The organism is Burkholderia sp. HI2714 (genome assembly GCF_002223085.1).
Classification (GTDB): Bacteria; Pseudomonadota; Gammaproteobacteria; order Burkholderiales; family Burkholderiaceae; genus Burkholderia; species Burkholderia lata_D.
This window is the reverse complement of record NZ_NKFM01000046.1, coordinates 113,318-126,027: the sequence shown is the minus strand read 5'-3', so window position 1 is coordinate 126,027 and position 12,710 is coordinate 113,318. Positions and strand designations below refer to the sequence as shown.

The 12,710-nt window shown below is 66.9% G+C and carries 12 protein-coding genes; 9 read left to right on the top strand and 3 right to left on the bottom strand.

Translation table 11 applies throughout. The features are described from left to right. Positions 1-22: 22 nt before the first annotated feature. Positions 23-1,387 (top strand): MFS transporter, encoded by a 1,365-nt coding sequence (locus CFB82_RS24230; protein WP_089485587.1) that lies wholly within the window; start codon positions 23-25, stop codon positions 1,385-1,387. Between the two features lie 49 nt (positions 1,388-1,436). On the opposite strand, the gene CFB82_RS24225 is transcribed toward CFB82_RS24230, so the two are convergent. Beyond that, a complete protein-coding gene (locus CFB82_RS24225) occupies positions 1,437-2,405 on the bottom strand; it encodes a LysR family transcriptional regulator (protein WP_089485586.1) in 969 nt (322 codons plus the stop codon). 363 nt (positions 2,406-2,768) lie between these two features. On the opposite strand from CFB82_RS24225, the gene CFB82_RS24220 reads away from it, so the two are divergent. The 4 genes from CFB82_RS24220 to CFB82_RS24205 all read left to right on the top strand — a co-directional run bounded on the left by CFB82_RS24220 (position 2,769) and on the right by CFB82_RS24205 (position 7,084). Then, positions 2,769-3,944 carry an HPP family protein gene (locus tag CFB82_RS24220; protein WP_089485585.1) on the top strand — a complete coding sequence of 392 codons (1,176 nt, stop codon included), beginning with the start codon at positions 2,769-2,771 and terminating at the stop codon, positions 3,942-3,944. Positions 3,945-4,075: 131 nt separating this feature from the next. Continuing rightward, positions 4,076-4,489 (top strand): MarR family winged helix-turn-helix transcriptional regulator, encoded by a 414-nt coding sequence (locus CFB82_RS24215; protein WP_043184389.1) that lies wholly within the window; start codon positions 4,076-4,078, stop codon positions 4,487-4,489. A gap of 20 nt (positions 4,490-4,509) precedes the next feature. Continuing rightward, a complete protein-coding gene (locus tag CFB82_RS24210) occupies positions 4,510-6,297 on the top strand; it encodes a chloride channel protein (RefSeq protein WP_089485584.1) in 1,788 nt (595 codons plus the stop codon). 451 nt (positions 6,298-6,748) lie between these two features. After that, positions 6,749-7,084 carry a hypothetical protein gene (locus CFB82_RS24205; RefSeq protein WP_021162025.1) on the top strand — a complete coding sequence of 112 codons (336 nt, stop codon included), beginning with the start codon at positions 6,749-6,751 and terminating at the stop codon, positions 7,082-7,084. 89 nt (positions 7,085-7,173) lie between these two features. Here CFB82_RS24205 and ppnP read toward each other — a convergent pair whose 3' ends face one another. Both ppnP and CFB82_RS24195 read right to left on the bottom strand, forming a co-directional pair. Next, positions 7,174-7,494: a pyrimidine/purine nucleoside phosphorylase gene (gene ppnP, locus CFB82_RS24200; RefSeq protein ID WP_006478890.1), complete on the bottom strand. Its 321-nt coding sequence runs from the start codon at positions 7,492-7,494 to the stop codon at positions 7,174-7,176. Positions 7,495-7,703: 209 nt separating this feature from the next. Then, the gene (locus CFB82_RS24195; RefSeq protein WP_046548027.1) at positions 7,704-8,606 is read right to left on the bottom strand and encodes a LysR substrate-binding domain-containing protein; all 903 of its coding nucleotides are present in this window, start codon (positions 8,604-8,606) and stop codon (positions 7,704-7,706) included. Positions 8,607-8,788: 182 nt separating this feature from the next. Here CFB82_RS24195 and CFB82_RS24190 point away from each other — a divergent pair, with 182 nt between their 5' ends. The 4 genes from CFB82_RS24190 (at position 8,789) to CFB82_RS43730 (ending at position 12,569) form a co-directional block, all read left to right on the top strand. Further along, complete coding sequence (locus tag CFB82_RS24190) at positions 8,789-9,973, top strand: M20 aminoacylase family protein (RefSeq protein WP_089485583.1); 1,185 nt, start codon at positions 8,789-8,791, stop codon at positions 9,971-9,973. Positions 9,974-10,017: 44 nt separating this feature from the next. After that, positions 10,018-11,325, top strand: a complete 1,308-nt coding sequence (locus tag CFB82_RS24185) for an MFS transporter (protein ID WP_089485582.1) — start codon at positions 10,018-10,020, stop codon at positions 11,323-11,325. 229 nt (positions 11,326-11,554) lie between these two features. Continuing rightward, the gene (locus CFB82_RS24180; RefSeq protein WP_089485581.1) at positions 11,555-12,097 is read left to right on the top strand and encodes a cysteine hydrolase family protein; all 543 of its coding nucleotides are present in this window, start codon (positions 11,555-11,557) and stop codon (positions 12,095-12,097) included. Positions 12,098-12,368: 271 nt separating this feature from the next. Next, entirely contained in the window at positions 12,369-12,569 is a 201-nt protein-coding gene (locus CFB82_RS43730) for a hypothetical protein (protein ID WP_166922359.1), read from the top strand. Positions 12,570-12,710 lie beyond the last annotated feature (141 nt).

Genomic DNA, 12,710 nt, shown 5'->3' with positions numbered 1-12,710 from the left:
CGACGGAGGCCAGGAGACACGCATGCCCAACCGATCCAGCGGCGCCGCCCTCGCCGCGTCACCCACCGCCTCGCGCACGATCGGCCGCGTCCGCTATGCGGTCCTCGCGCTGATTTTCGCGGTCACCGTCATCAACTATGCGGATCGCGCGACGATGTCGATCGCCGGCACCGGCGTCGCGCACGACCTCGGGCTGACGCCCGTGCAGCTCGGCATCGTCTTTTCCGCGTTCGCGTGGGCCTACGCGATCGGCCAGATCCCGGGCGGCTGGCTGCTCGACCGCTTCGGCGCACGGCGCGTGTACGGCCTGAGCCTGCTGCTGTGGTCGGTCTTCACGATGCTGCAGGGCACGGTCGGCTGGCTCGCCGTGCAAGGGGCGTCCGCCACGCTCGCGCTGTTCGTCATGCGCTTCATGCTCGGCCTCGTCGAATCGCCGGCGTTTCCGGCCAACTCGAGAATCGTCGCGTGCTGGTTCCCGACCGCCGAACGCGGCACGGCATCGGCCCTGTTCAATTCGGCGCAGTACATGGCCGTCGTGCTGTTCACGCCCGCGATGGCGTGGCTCACGCATGCGCTCGGCTGGGAGCACGTGTTCCTGTGGATGGGGATGCTCGGCATCGCGCTCGCCGCGCTGTGGTTCGCGTGGTATCGCGAGCCGCACGGCCACCCGCGCGTGAGCGACGCGGAGCGCGACTACCTGCGCGCGCACGGCGCGCTCGTCGATCTCGAAGCGAACCGCGTGCGCCATCGGCCGCGCGTGTCGTGGCATGACGTGTCGCAACTGTTCCGCCACCGGAACCTGTGGGCGATCTACGTCGGCCAGTACTGCATCACGGCACTCACCTACTTCTTCATCACATGGTTCCCGATCTACCTGATCAAGGGGCGCGGGATGACGATCATGGAGGCCGGCTGGGTCGCCGCGCTGCCGGCGATCTGCGGCTTCACGGGCGGCGTGCTCGGCGGCGTGCTGTCGGACTGGCTGATCCGGCGCGGCATGCATCCGTCGAAGGCGCGCAAGACGCCGTTCGTCGTAGGGATGGCAATGGCGACGCTGCTCGTGCTTGCGAACGGCGCATCGTCGAACGCGGTCGTGATCGCGCTGATGACGATCGCGTTCTTCGGCAAGGGGCTCGCGGCGGTCGGCTGGGCCGTACTCGCCGACACAGCGCCGGAAGGGATGGTCGGCCTGAGCGGCGGCGTGTTCAACGGCCTCGGCAACATCGCCGGGATCGTCACGCCGCTCGTGATCGGCTATTTCGTCGCCCGCACCGGCTCGTTCGCCGGCGCATTGTGGTTCGTCGCCGCGCACGGGCTGCTCGGCATTGCCGCGTACGGATGGCTCGCGGGCCGCTTCGAGCGGATTCGCATCGCGCCGCGCGCATGAACCGCGCCGCGGCCCGTGCGGTTCGCGCGGCGCACGGCCGCGCTGATCGTCACGCGCGCTTGCGGCCGCCCGGCATCAGTTCGGTCGTCAGCCGGTCGAGTTCGCGCAGGTCATTCTCCAGCGCGGGCGTGAGCGTCGTGCGCAGGTGGTCGAGGAACGTGCGGATCTTCGCGTCGAGATAGCGGCGCGTCGCGTAGACGGCATACACGCTCACCGTCTGCAGCCGGTACTCGGGCAGCACGCGGATCAGCCGCCCTTCGCGGATGTCGTCGAGCACCGTATACAGCGCGACGCACGCGATCCCGCGCCCGGCGCGCACCGCGACGCACAGCGCGTCCGGCACGTTGACCTGGAACGGCGCGGGCTGCAGCTCGTAGACGGCCTCCTCGCCATCGCTGCGCTCGAGCCGCCATTCGCCTGCCGGCGATGCGGGCGTATCGAGGCGCAGGCACACGTGGTTCGGCAATTCGTCGGGCGACTGCGGCGTGCCGTGGCGCGCCAGGTATTCACGCGATGCGACGAGTACGCTGCAGCTCGTGCCGCAGGTCTGCGCGACATAGCCGGAATCGGGCAGTTGCGACGCCGTCACGATCGATACGTCATAGCCCTCCTCGACGAGATTCGGCATCCGCTGCGCGAGCGTCAGTTCGACCGACACGTCGGGGTTGTCCTCCTGGTAGCGCACGATCGACGACACGACATGACTCTGCCCGAGCCCCGTCATCGCATGGATGCGCATCTTGCCGCTCGGCCGCAGCAATGCATTGCGCGCCTCCGCGTTCGCGTAGTCGATTTCCGCGAGGATCGATTTCGCGCGCTCGAAATAGCGTTCGCCGCTTTCGGTGAGGCCGAGGTGGCGCGTCGTGCGATGCAGCAGCCGCGTCTGTACGTGCGCTTCGAGGTTCGATACCGCGCGCGACACCTGCGCGGTGGTCGCGTCGATTTCCTTCGCGACCGCAGTAAAACTGCCGGCTTCGACAACGCGCACGAACAGGCGCATGTTTTCGAGCATGTCCATTGAATTGGCTTGGGGAGAGTCAGTAGGGAGGCGTCGGCGGCGCTCGCGTCAGGTGGGGAACGGAACGCAGCCGCGAACCACGTCGAATCGATCACCGTGCCGGGAGAAAGGCGGGAGAGCGGGCATCGCGTACGGGGTTCTGGCATGACGGGGGATTCAGTGGCCCGAATTGTACGCCGCTGCAGACAAATTTGCGCGATTGCCCGGCCCGCAAACTTTCATCCGATGAAAGGTTTTTGCAAGCAACGCGCGTCGTGCGCGGACAACGGCTGGATGCAGCGCGACAATTTGTATCACAACACGATATAATTCGCGGCTCGTCGCTGCGCGCATCCGCGCCGTCACCTTTACCGCTTACCGTTCATGTCGTCAGGCTCCCCTTTGTCGCGCCGCACGTTGCGGCAATGGCTGCACAGCTTCATTCCCCATCCGATGTCGCTGGGCTGGCGCGAGCGCCTGCGCTCGTGCATGGGTGCGCTCGTCGGCATCGCGACGGTCGGCGCGACGATGCGGCTGCTGCCCGGCGTGCCGGGCCTCGTGCCGCTGCTCGTCGCGCCGATGGGCGCATCGGCCGTGCTGCTGTTCGCGGTGCCGGCGAGCCCGCTCGCGCAGCCGTGGTCGATCATCGGCGGCAATCTCGTCGCGGCGACGGTCGGTGTCGCGTGCGCGCAATGGATCGCCGATCCGATCACGGCCGCCGCGGTCGCGATCGCGTGCGCGATCGGCGGCATGTTCGTGCTGCGCTGCGTGCACCCGCCGTCGGGCGCCGTCGCGCTCACGGCCGTGGTCGGCGGCCCGGCGATCCATTCGCTCGGGTTCAGCTTCGTGCTGGAGCCGATCGCGCTGCAATCGGTGATCCTGCTGTCGGCCGCGCTCGCCTATCACGCGCTGACCGGGCACCGCTACCCGCACGGCGGCGTGCGCCCCGAAGCGAAACCGCAGGCAGGCGGCGCCGCACCGGCGCGCGGCGGCTTCACGCGCGGCGACCTCGATGCGGTGCTGAAGCGCCGCGGCGAATGGCTCGACGTCGATCCGGACGATCTCGAAGCGCTGCTGCGCGAAACCGAGATGCAAGCCTATACGCGCACGTTCGGCCAGCTCTCGTGCGCCGACCTGATGACGAAGAATGCGATCGAAGTCGCGCCGTCGACGTCGGTGACGGCCGCGCTCGCGCTGCTCGACCGCCATCTTGTGAAAGCGCTGCCGGTCGTCGACGGCGAAGGCCGCCTGACCGGCATCGTCACGCGCGCCGACCTCACGCGCCAACTGCGCCGTCCGACCCCGCTGTGGCACCGCCTGTCGGCGCGGCTGCCGCAATCGTTCGGCGGCCAGCCGGCGAGCGTCGCCACCGTGATGACGCGCGACGTCGCGTGCGTGCCGGAAACGATGCCGATCACCGCGCTCGTCCCGCTGTTTACGCATTCGGGCCACCACCATATTCCGGTCGTCGATGCATCGCGCCGGCTCGTCGGGATCATTACCCAGACGGATCTCGTCACGGGCCTCTATCGGCAAACGCAAATGCGCGAGGCCGCGTAACGCATGCGGCGCACGTAACGCCATGTAACGGCTAGTGCAGCGCGGAGTGCGTTCTGCTCGCCAAATTTCGGCCGCTTATATCATGTTGTGATATATTTTACGCCACCGAAACTGACTGTCCGACCGCCCCGATGAACGATACCCGACGCGCGCTGGCGAAAAGCGATTTCCAGCAACTCTCCGAGTTCCGCTACCAGATGCGCCGCTTCGAGCGCTTCTCCGAACGCGCCGCGCAAAGCGAAGGCGTGACGCCGCTGCAATACCTGCTGCTGCTGCACATCAAGGGCTATCCGCATCGCGAATGGGCGACCATCGGCGAGCTCGCGGAACGCCTGCAGGCGCAGCATCACGGCGTCGTCGCGCTGGTCACGCGCTGCGAAGCGCTCGGCCTCGTGAAGCGCAAGACGAGCGAAGCGGACCGCCGGCAGGTCGAGGTTCACCTCGAGCAAGCCGGCGAAACGCTGCTCGCGCGTCTCGCGGCCATGCATCGCGCCGAGCTGAAGTCACTCAAGGACGCGTTCCAGGTTCCCCAGATCGATTACTGACCCCTGCTCTTTCCACTCCGATGAACGCACCACACAAACGCGATTTCGCGACCAACGATCGCCTGCCCAGGATCGCGTTGCTCGCCGCCGGGATCGGCCTGCTCAGCACGCTGGCCGCATTCGTGCTGTTGAGCCTGATCCACCTGTTCACGAACCTGTTCTTCTACCAGCAGTTCTCGTTCGCCGACCGCTCGCCGGCGAACAACGCGCTGGGCGCATGGGTGATCGTCGTGCCGGTGATCGGCGGGCTGATCGTGGGGTTGATGGCGCGCTTCGGTTCGGAAAAGATCCGCGGCCACGGCATTCCCGAAGCGATCGAGGCGATCCTGTTCGGCAAGAGCCGCATGTCGCCGAAGGTTGCGATCCTCAAGCCGCTGTCGTCCGGCGTCGTGATCGGCAGCGGCGGCCCGTTCGGCGCCGAAGGCCCGATCATCATGACGGGTGGCGCGCTCGGCTCGCTGATCGCGCAGTGCGTGCACGTCACGGCCGCCGAGCGCAAGACGCTGCTCGTCGCCGGTGCGGCCGCCGGCATGACGGCCGTGTTCGGCACGCCGGTCGCCGCCGTGTTGCTCGCGGTCGAACTGCTGCTGTTCGAATGGCGTCCGCGCAGTTTCCTGCCGGTCGCGCTCGCCTGCGCGGTGGCCGGTTTCGCCCGCGCCGTGTTCTTCGGCGTCGATCCGCTGTTTCCGCTGACCACCGCCGCACCGACGCCCGTCGCGCTGCTGTCGTGCATCGTCGCGGGCCTGCTGTCGGGCATGCTCACGTGCGGCCTGTCGGCGGCGCTCTATCGCGTTGAGGACACCTTCGCGAAGCTGCCGGTGCACTGGATGTGGTGGCCCGCGCTCGGCGCGATCGTGATCGGCATCGGCGGCTGGCTCGAGCCGCGCGCGCTCGGCGTCGGCTATGACGTGATCGGCGACCTGCTGCATCAGCACATCGCGTTGAAGATCGCGCTCGCGCTGTTGATCGTGAAGGCCGTGATGTGGGTGATCGCGCTCGGCTCGGGCACGTCGGGCGGCGTGCTCGCCCCGCTGCTGATGCTCGGCGCCGGCCTCGGCACCGTGCTGTCGCCGATGCTGCCGGGCGGCGACCCGGCGTTGTGGCCGCTCGTCTGCATGGCCGCGACGCTCGGCGCGACGCTTGGCGCCCCGCTGACCGCGATCGTGTTCGCATTCGGCCTCACGCACGACGCGAATGCACTGCTGCCGCTGCTCGCGGCGACGCTCGTCGCGCACGGTTTCGCGACCATCGTGATGAAGCGCTCGATCATGACGGAAAAGATCGCGCGTCGCGGCTATCACATCTATCGCGAATACGGCGTCGATCCGCTCGAGCGGCACGACATCGGCGAAGTGATGACGTCGGCCGACCTGCTCGTCGCGATCGACGGCGCAGCGACGCTCGATGCCGTCGAGTCGCAGTACTTCGGCGCGAAGCAGACGCACCGTGCGTACCCGGTCGTGCAGAACGGCCGCCTGCTGGGCCTCGTCGATCGCGCGACGCTCGATGCGCAGCGCGCACAGGCCGCAGCCGACACGCCGATCGCGGACGCATTCGCCAACCGCGCGCCTGCGGTGGCGCAGGCGCATGAAACGTGCCGCGTCGTCGCGTCGCGACTCGCGATGCTCGGCCTCGAACGCCTGCCCGTCGTCGCCGACGAGCAATCGCTGCGCATCACCGGCATCGTGTCGCGCAGCGACCTGATCAAGCCCGCCCTCCAGCACTTCGACGACGAACAGAAGCGCGAGCGCTTCCGCCCGATCGTCCCGGCCAACCTGCGCGACATCGGCACGCGCAAGGCCGGCTGACCCACCGCGCGGCACCCTCGCATCACCGCTTCCGCTCGATGCGGCACGCCCTCGCGTGCCGCATCGCACCTGCCCATTCTCGTGTTTAAAGTTGGTTAACAATTCGACTGACGAAAGTTTGTCATCATGGTGCTCATGCGACGGGGCCATCAATTAGCCATTCCACTTCGCGATCAAATAAAGAGTAGCGGCACGGCATGCACACGCATGCCGATCGCCGCGACCGGCACCACACGACCGGGCAGCGCGTCGACCATGCAGCGCATGACATCGTGCCGCACACGATGCATGCCGCGCCGCAGCAAAGTGCACAGCATCGGAGCCGCCGTTTGGCAAGCGCGTTAACAACTTGTTTCGGAATAGCCGGAACCGTGCTCGCCCAATGCGATCTCACTGTTACGCAGTCCTGCTGCGCATCCCACTCAATCAATCACGACTCGAGGGAGATAACGTGAACGCGAAATACTTACCGCTCATCGCATTGACCGTGGCATTTTCTGCTCATGCAGCCGATTCTGCCCTGCAAAACGTGGGACAAAGCCAGAAACCCGCCGACCAGGTCGCGCAGTGCATCGCCAAGACCTGGGCCGACAAGTCACAGCAACAAGTGACGTCGCAGTATGAACTCGCGAACGGCCTCGCCATGGCCGTGTATGCGCCGGGCCAGCAGCCGCCGAATGGCGCCGCGGCCGTCGTGCGCCCGGCCAACGCCGCCAATGCGAAGACCTGGGTGGGTTTCCGCGGTGGCGATGCATCGTCGGCCGGCGACATCAACGCCTGCCTGTAACGAGAACAGGCGCTTCGGATGGCCTTGCGCCATCCGCTTGCGACAAGCCCCGCTTCGGCGGGGCTTTTCTTTTGCTGCGCGGCTGCGTGTTACAGGTAGCTGCAGACGTAATCGAGCGTCTCGAGCACTTCGATGTCGAAGCGGCTCTTGCCCGGCACCGAGAACGATTCGCCCGCGCCGTAGGTCTGCCATTCGCTGCTGCCGTCGAGCTTCACGCGGCACTTGCCGGCCTGCACTTCCATCAATTCGGGGGCGTCCGTGCCGAAGTTGAGCGCGCACGGCAGGATCACGCCGAGCGTCTTGCGCGTGCCGTCCGGGAAGAGCACGGTATGCGACACGCACTTGCCGTCGAAATAGACGTTCGCGCGCTTGACGACCGATACGTTGTCGAATTGGGTTGCACTGGTCATGAAATGCCTCTGATTGCTGGATGCCGGATGGCGATGTTGTTGGAGGCCGGCCGAAGCGGCGGGCCGGCCGCTATGATACCGGCTCGCGCGGCATGCGCCCGAATGGCGTGCCCGCGGCGCAAGCCACGTGCCCGCCGGATGATGACAATGCCGCACGGCCAATCGTCAGGATAACGATGCATTGAAGATCGCCAGCCGCGGGCGACGGTTCACCGCAGCCCCTTGCGCCGCGCGGAATCACGCAGGCAGTCGAGCAACATCGCCGCTGCCGGTGTCAGCGGGCTGTCGCGGCGCGTGATGACCTGCACCGAGACGCCCGGCAGGCGCTCGCGGATCGGCAGCACCGCGAGCTGGTCGCGCGCCCACTCGGCCTGCAACAATTGCTCGGGCATCGACGCGATCAGGTCGCATTCCATCATCAAACTGCGCGCGAGCCCGAAGCTCGGGCATTCGACGACACGCGCCGGCACCGGCAGCCCGTAGGCGACGAACGAATTGAACAGCACCTGCGTCGAGCTTTCCGGCGACGGGTTCATCAGCCAGTCGGCTTCGACGAGATCGGCGAGCGACGTGGCCGATGCGAGCGGATGCCCCTTGCGCGCGACGATCAGCGACCGGCTCGCATAGAGCTCCGCGTGATCGAATTCGGCCGCCAGCAGTTCGGGCACGACGACGGCCACCGCGAAATCGAGCGAGCCATCGTGCAGGCGCGGCAGCGCGACGCCCGGAAACCCTTCGATCAGGTTGACGCGCGCCACCGGGAAGCGCCGCCGGAATGCGCGAAACGCGTCGGGCAGGATCGTCACCGCGGCGGCCGGCGTGATCGCCGCCGCGACCGAGCCCGTCATCGCACCCTGCGCCTGCTCGATGTCGTCGCGGGCGCGCTGCATTTCGGCGACGATCAGCCGCGCGCGCACCTGCAACTGCTGGCCGAACGCGGTGAGCTGCACGCCGCGTGCGGTGCGCACGACGAGCGATACGCCGAGCGCGATCTCCAGCTCCTTGACCGCCTTCGTCAGCGCCGCCGGCGACACGTTCAGGCGCCGCGCGGCCGCGCGAATGCTCCCCTCTTCCGCGACGGTGACGAACGCTTTCAGCTGATGGTATTTCATGGCGGCGACGCGTGATCCGTGGAAACCCTGTGCTGCGCGGCATAAGCCGGCTCAGGGTATTCCCGAGCGGCAACCGATGGTGAGCACCAAAGCAATTTATCAGCTTCTGGTACACAAAAGAAATTTATATGCTTGCTCGTCATAGGTGCGTCAAACGCCCCACCTGCCCCACAGGAGAGACCATGCTGCAAGCCGTGAACCCCGTCATCCCCGGTATCGCCGCGATCGCGCCCGAGCTGGTCGAAGTGCGCCGCCGCATCCACGCTCACCCCGAGCTCGCATTCGAGGAAACGCTCACGAGCGATCTCGTCGCCGAGTTGCTCACCGGCTGGGGGTATGAAGTGCATCGCGGCATCGGCAAGACGGGCGTGGTCGGCGTGCTGCGCGAAGGGCAAGGCACACGCACGATCGGGCTGCGCGCCGACATGGATGCACTGCCGCTCGCGGAGGCCACGGGCCTGCCGTATGCGAGCCGCCATGCGAACAAGATGCATGCATGCGGCCACGACGGTCACACGGCGATGCTGCTGTGCGCGGCGCGCCACCTCGCGGCCACGCGTCAGTTCTCCGGCACGCTGAACCTGATCTTCCAGCCGGCCGAGGAAAACTTCGGCGGCGCGAAGGCGATGATGGACGACGGCCTGTTCGACCGTTTCCCGTGCGACGCGATCTTCGCCATCCACAACATGCCGGGCCGCGCGGCCGGCGACATGGCCTTCCGCACCGGCGCCGCGATGGCGTCGGCCGACCGCGTGACGATCACGCTGCGCGGTGTCGGCGGCCACGGCGCGATGCCGCATTTCGCGCGCGACCCGATGTCGGCCGCGGGCAGCATCATGGTCGCGCTGCAGACGATCGTCGCACGCGAGGTCGATGCGCAGCATGCGGCCGTGATCACGGTCGGCAGCGTGCAGGCCGGCGAGACGTTCAACATCATTCCCGAAACCGTCACGATGAAGCTGTCGGTGCGCGCGCTGAACGCCGACGTGCGCGCGCTGCTCGCGCGCCGCATCGAAGCGCTCGCGAAAGGCCAGGCGGAAAGCTTCGGCATCACGGCGGAAGTCGACTACGACTACGGCTACCCAGTGCTCGTCAATCACGCGGAGCCGACCGCGTTCGCGGCCGACATCGCGCGCCAGATGCTCGGCGCCGAACGCGTCGAAACCGACACCGCGCCGTTGATGGGCAGCGAGGATTTCGCGTTCATGCTCGAAGCACGCCCCGGCTGCTACGCGTTCATCGGCAACGGGATCGGCAGCAAGGGCGGCTGCATGGTGCACAACCCCGGCTACGACTTCAACGACGACATCCTCGCGATCGGCGCGAGCTACTGGGTCCGCATCGCCGAAGCCTGGCTCGCGGCCTGACGGCCCTTCATCCCATCGTTTCGCGCCCAACCGGGGAGCCCCACATGGAAACGTCCGCCCTTTCGTTCGCCGGCACGCCGGTCGATGCACGCACCGCCGCGAAGAAACGCCGGCTGATCGCGGCCGCCGCCGTCGGCAACGCGCTCGAGTTTTACGACTTCACGGTCTACAGCTTCTTCGCGATCCTGATCGGCAAGCTGTTCTTTCCCGTGCATTCATCATTCGGACAACTGATGCTTGCGGTCGCAAGCTTCGGTGTCGGCTTCGTCACACGGCCGCTCGGCGGGCTCGTGATCGGCATGTATGCCGACCGCGCCGGCCGCAAGAAGGCGATGATCCTCACGCTGCTGCTGATGGCGCTCGGCACCGCGACGATCGCGGTCGCGCCGACCTTCGCGCAGATCGGGCTCGCCGCACCGCTGCTGCTCGTGCTCGCACGCTTGCTGCAAGGGTTCGCGTCGGGCGGCGAAGTTGGCGCGTCGACGACGCTGCTGCTCGAACAGGCGCCGCAGCATCGTCGCGGCTTCTACGCATCGTTCCAGTTCTCGAGCCAGGGGCTCGCCGCGCTCGCCGGTGCGCTGACCGGCGTCGCGCTGACGTCGACGCTGAATGCCGCGCAACTCGAAAGCTGGGGCTGGCGCGTGCCGTTCATCATCGGCACGCTGTTCGTGCCGCTCGGCTACTGGCTGCGCCGCACCGTCGAGGAAGTGCCGGCCGCCGCGCACGACGAGCCGGTCGCCTCGCTGCCGCTCGCCGACGTGCTGCGCCATCACGGCAAGGCCGTGTTCGCGGGCCTCGGCGTGACGATCGGCGGCACGTCGATCCACTACATCATCGTGTTCTACATGGCGATCTACGGCGTGCAGGTGCTGCACCTGCCGACGTGGCTGTCGATGACGGCCGGCTGCGTCGCCGGCGCGATCCTGATGCTCGTGACGCCGATCGGCGGCCACCTGTCCGACGTCTACGGACGCAACCGGATCGTCTGGTGGACGCGGATCGTGCTGATGGCCGCGATCTACCCGGCGTTCATCGCGCTGAACCGCTGGCCGGGCGCCGCATCGCTGCTGTCGATCATCGCCGCGCTGTCGATCGTGCATGCGATCAACATCGGCGCGACGGGCGCGATGCTCGGCGAACTGTTCCCGCGCGCGGTGCGCGCGACCGGCGGTGCGCTCGTGTACAGCGTCGGCGTCGCGATCTTCGGCGGCTTCGCGCAATTCTTCGTCACGTGGCTGATCGCGGCGACCGGCAACCCGAACGCACCCGCGTGGTACGCGATCGGCTGTGGCGCGATGACGCTGCTTGCCGTGCGCTTTATGGACGAGAAGGCCGGGAAGGCACTCGACTGACCGGTGGCCGATGCCCGATGCGCGATTGACGTGACGCGCGCGCATCGTGCATGATCGCTTCATGCGCCACATCACGACCACCTCTTCGACCACGACACGCACGACCGCCTTCGGCGGGCTCGTGCGGCGAGTGCGCGCAAGGTCTTAGCGCCATCCCTCACAGGCCCCGCCGGTTCCGGACGGGGTCTTGTCGTTTCTCCGTCCGTATCGGTCACTCAGGAGAAACGCAATGTCCGAAGTTCCTTCCCCGAAACGTGCACTGCTCGTCGTCGACATGCAGGTCGGCCTGTTTCACGGCCCCGAGCAGCCATACGACGGCGAACGCGTGCTCGCGAACATCAACCGGTTGATCGGTCGCGCGCATGAAGCCGGCGCGCCGGTGTTCGCCGTGCGTCACACCGGGCCCGCCGGTTCGCCGATCGCACCCGGAACGCCGCTGACCGCGCTGGCGCCGGAACTCGCGATCGATACGACGCGCGACATCGTGTTCGACAAGACACAGTCGAGCTGCTTCGCGGGTACGCGGCTCGCGGAATGGTTGGGCGAAGCCGGCATCGGCGAGATCGTCATCGCGGGCATGAAGACCCAATACTGCGTCGATACGGCCTGCCGCGCCGCCGCCGATCACGGCTTTCGCGCGGTGCTCGTGACCGATGCGCACACCTGCATGGACACGCCGGAGCTACCGGCCGAGCGGATCATCGCGCATCACAACGCGACGCTTGGCGGCCCGTTCGCGACACTGACGACGACCGAGCTGTGCGGGTTTTGACGCACGACGCGCCGATCGGACTGGGGCGCGCGAGAGAGCGCGTTGCGATAACGTCAGCACTGAGCATGCACATCATCGCGTGCCCCGACGGAGCGTGCGACGCATCGCTGCCGCCGAGATACTCGACGTCTCTCAGCAATACGCCTCATTGGCCCCGCAGGTTCCAGACGGGGTCTTTCCGCGTCTCCGTCCATACCGATCACTCTCGAGAACGCGATGGCCGATCCGCTATCTTCAACGCGCACTGTCCATCAACGACACACATGCGGGGATGCTTTACGGCCTCGAACGTCCATACGAAGAGAAACGCGTGCTCGCCAACATCACCCTGCCGATCCCGTCCCGCGTCGGCGGCTGCCGCCTCGACTTTATCTCGACGAGCCGCCTCTCGAATTTCACAGTGCGAAACATATTCACGCCGAGATTGAAGGAACGACGGCTGACGCCAAAATCCATCAATATCGGTTACTGAATATCAATCGCATGCGAACGTAAGCGGCTTTTTCCCGCCGTCGTGCAGTTACCGTAATCGCATCGGACTCATATTTTGGCGTCGGACTATTGGGCTGCGAGAACTCGGAGAATGAAGATTCGACTACGATGACCGTTGGAT

What these genes read in the sequence shown, in the direction of transcription:
- CFB82_RS24195 (WP_046548027.1), bottom strand. Translation starts at nt 8,606, where the DNA reads ATGAAATACCATCAGCTGAAAGCGTTCGTCACCGTCGCGGAAGAGGGG.
- CFB82_RS43730 (WP_166922359.1), top strand. Translation starts at nt 12,369, where the DNA reads ATGCTTTACGGCCTCGAACGTCCATACGAAGAGAAACGCGTGCTCGCC.
- CFB82_RS24215 (WP_043184389.1), top strand. Translation starts at nt 4,076, where the DNA reads ATGAACGATACCCGACGCGCGCTGGCGAAAAGCGATTTCCAGCAACTC.
- CFB82_RS24190 (WP_089485583.1), top strand. Translation starts at nt 8,789, where the DNA reads ATGCTGCAAGCCGTGAACCCCGTCATCCCCGGTATCGCCGCGATCGCG.
- CFB82_RS24180 (WP_089485581.1), top strand. Translation starts at nt 11,555, where the DNA reads ATGTCCGAAGTTCCTTCCCCGAAACGTGCACTGCTCGTCGTCGACATG.
- ppnP (WP_006478890.1), bottom strand. Translation starts at nt 7,494, where the DNA reads ATGACCAGTGCAACCCAATTCGACAACGTATCGGTCGTCAAGCGCGCG.
- CFB82_RS24210 (WP_089485584.1), top strand. Translation starts at nt 4,510, where the DNA reads ATGAACGCACCACACAAACGCGATTTCGCGACCAACGATCGCCTGCCC.
- CFB82_RS24230 (WP_089485587.1), top strand. Translation starts at nt 23, where the DNA reads ATGCCCAACCGATCCAGCGGCGCCGCCCTCGCCGCGTCACCCACCGCC.
- CFB82_RS24225 (WP_089485586.1), bottom strand. Translation starts at nt 2,405, where the DNA reads ATGGACATGCTCGAAAACATGCGCCTGTTCGTGCGCGTTGTCGAAGCC.
- CFB82_RS24185 (WP_089485582.1), top strand. Translation starts at nt 10,018, where the DNA reads ATGGAAACGTCCGCCCTTTCGTTCGCCGGCACGCCGGTCGATGCACGC.
- CFB82_RS24220 (WP_089485585.1), top strand. Translation starts at nt 2,769, where the DNA reads ATGTCGTCAGGCTCCCCTTTGTCGCGCCGCACGTTGCGGCAATGGCTG.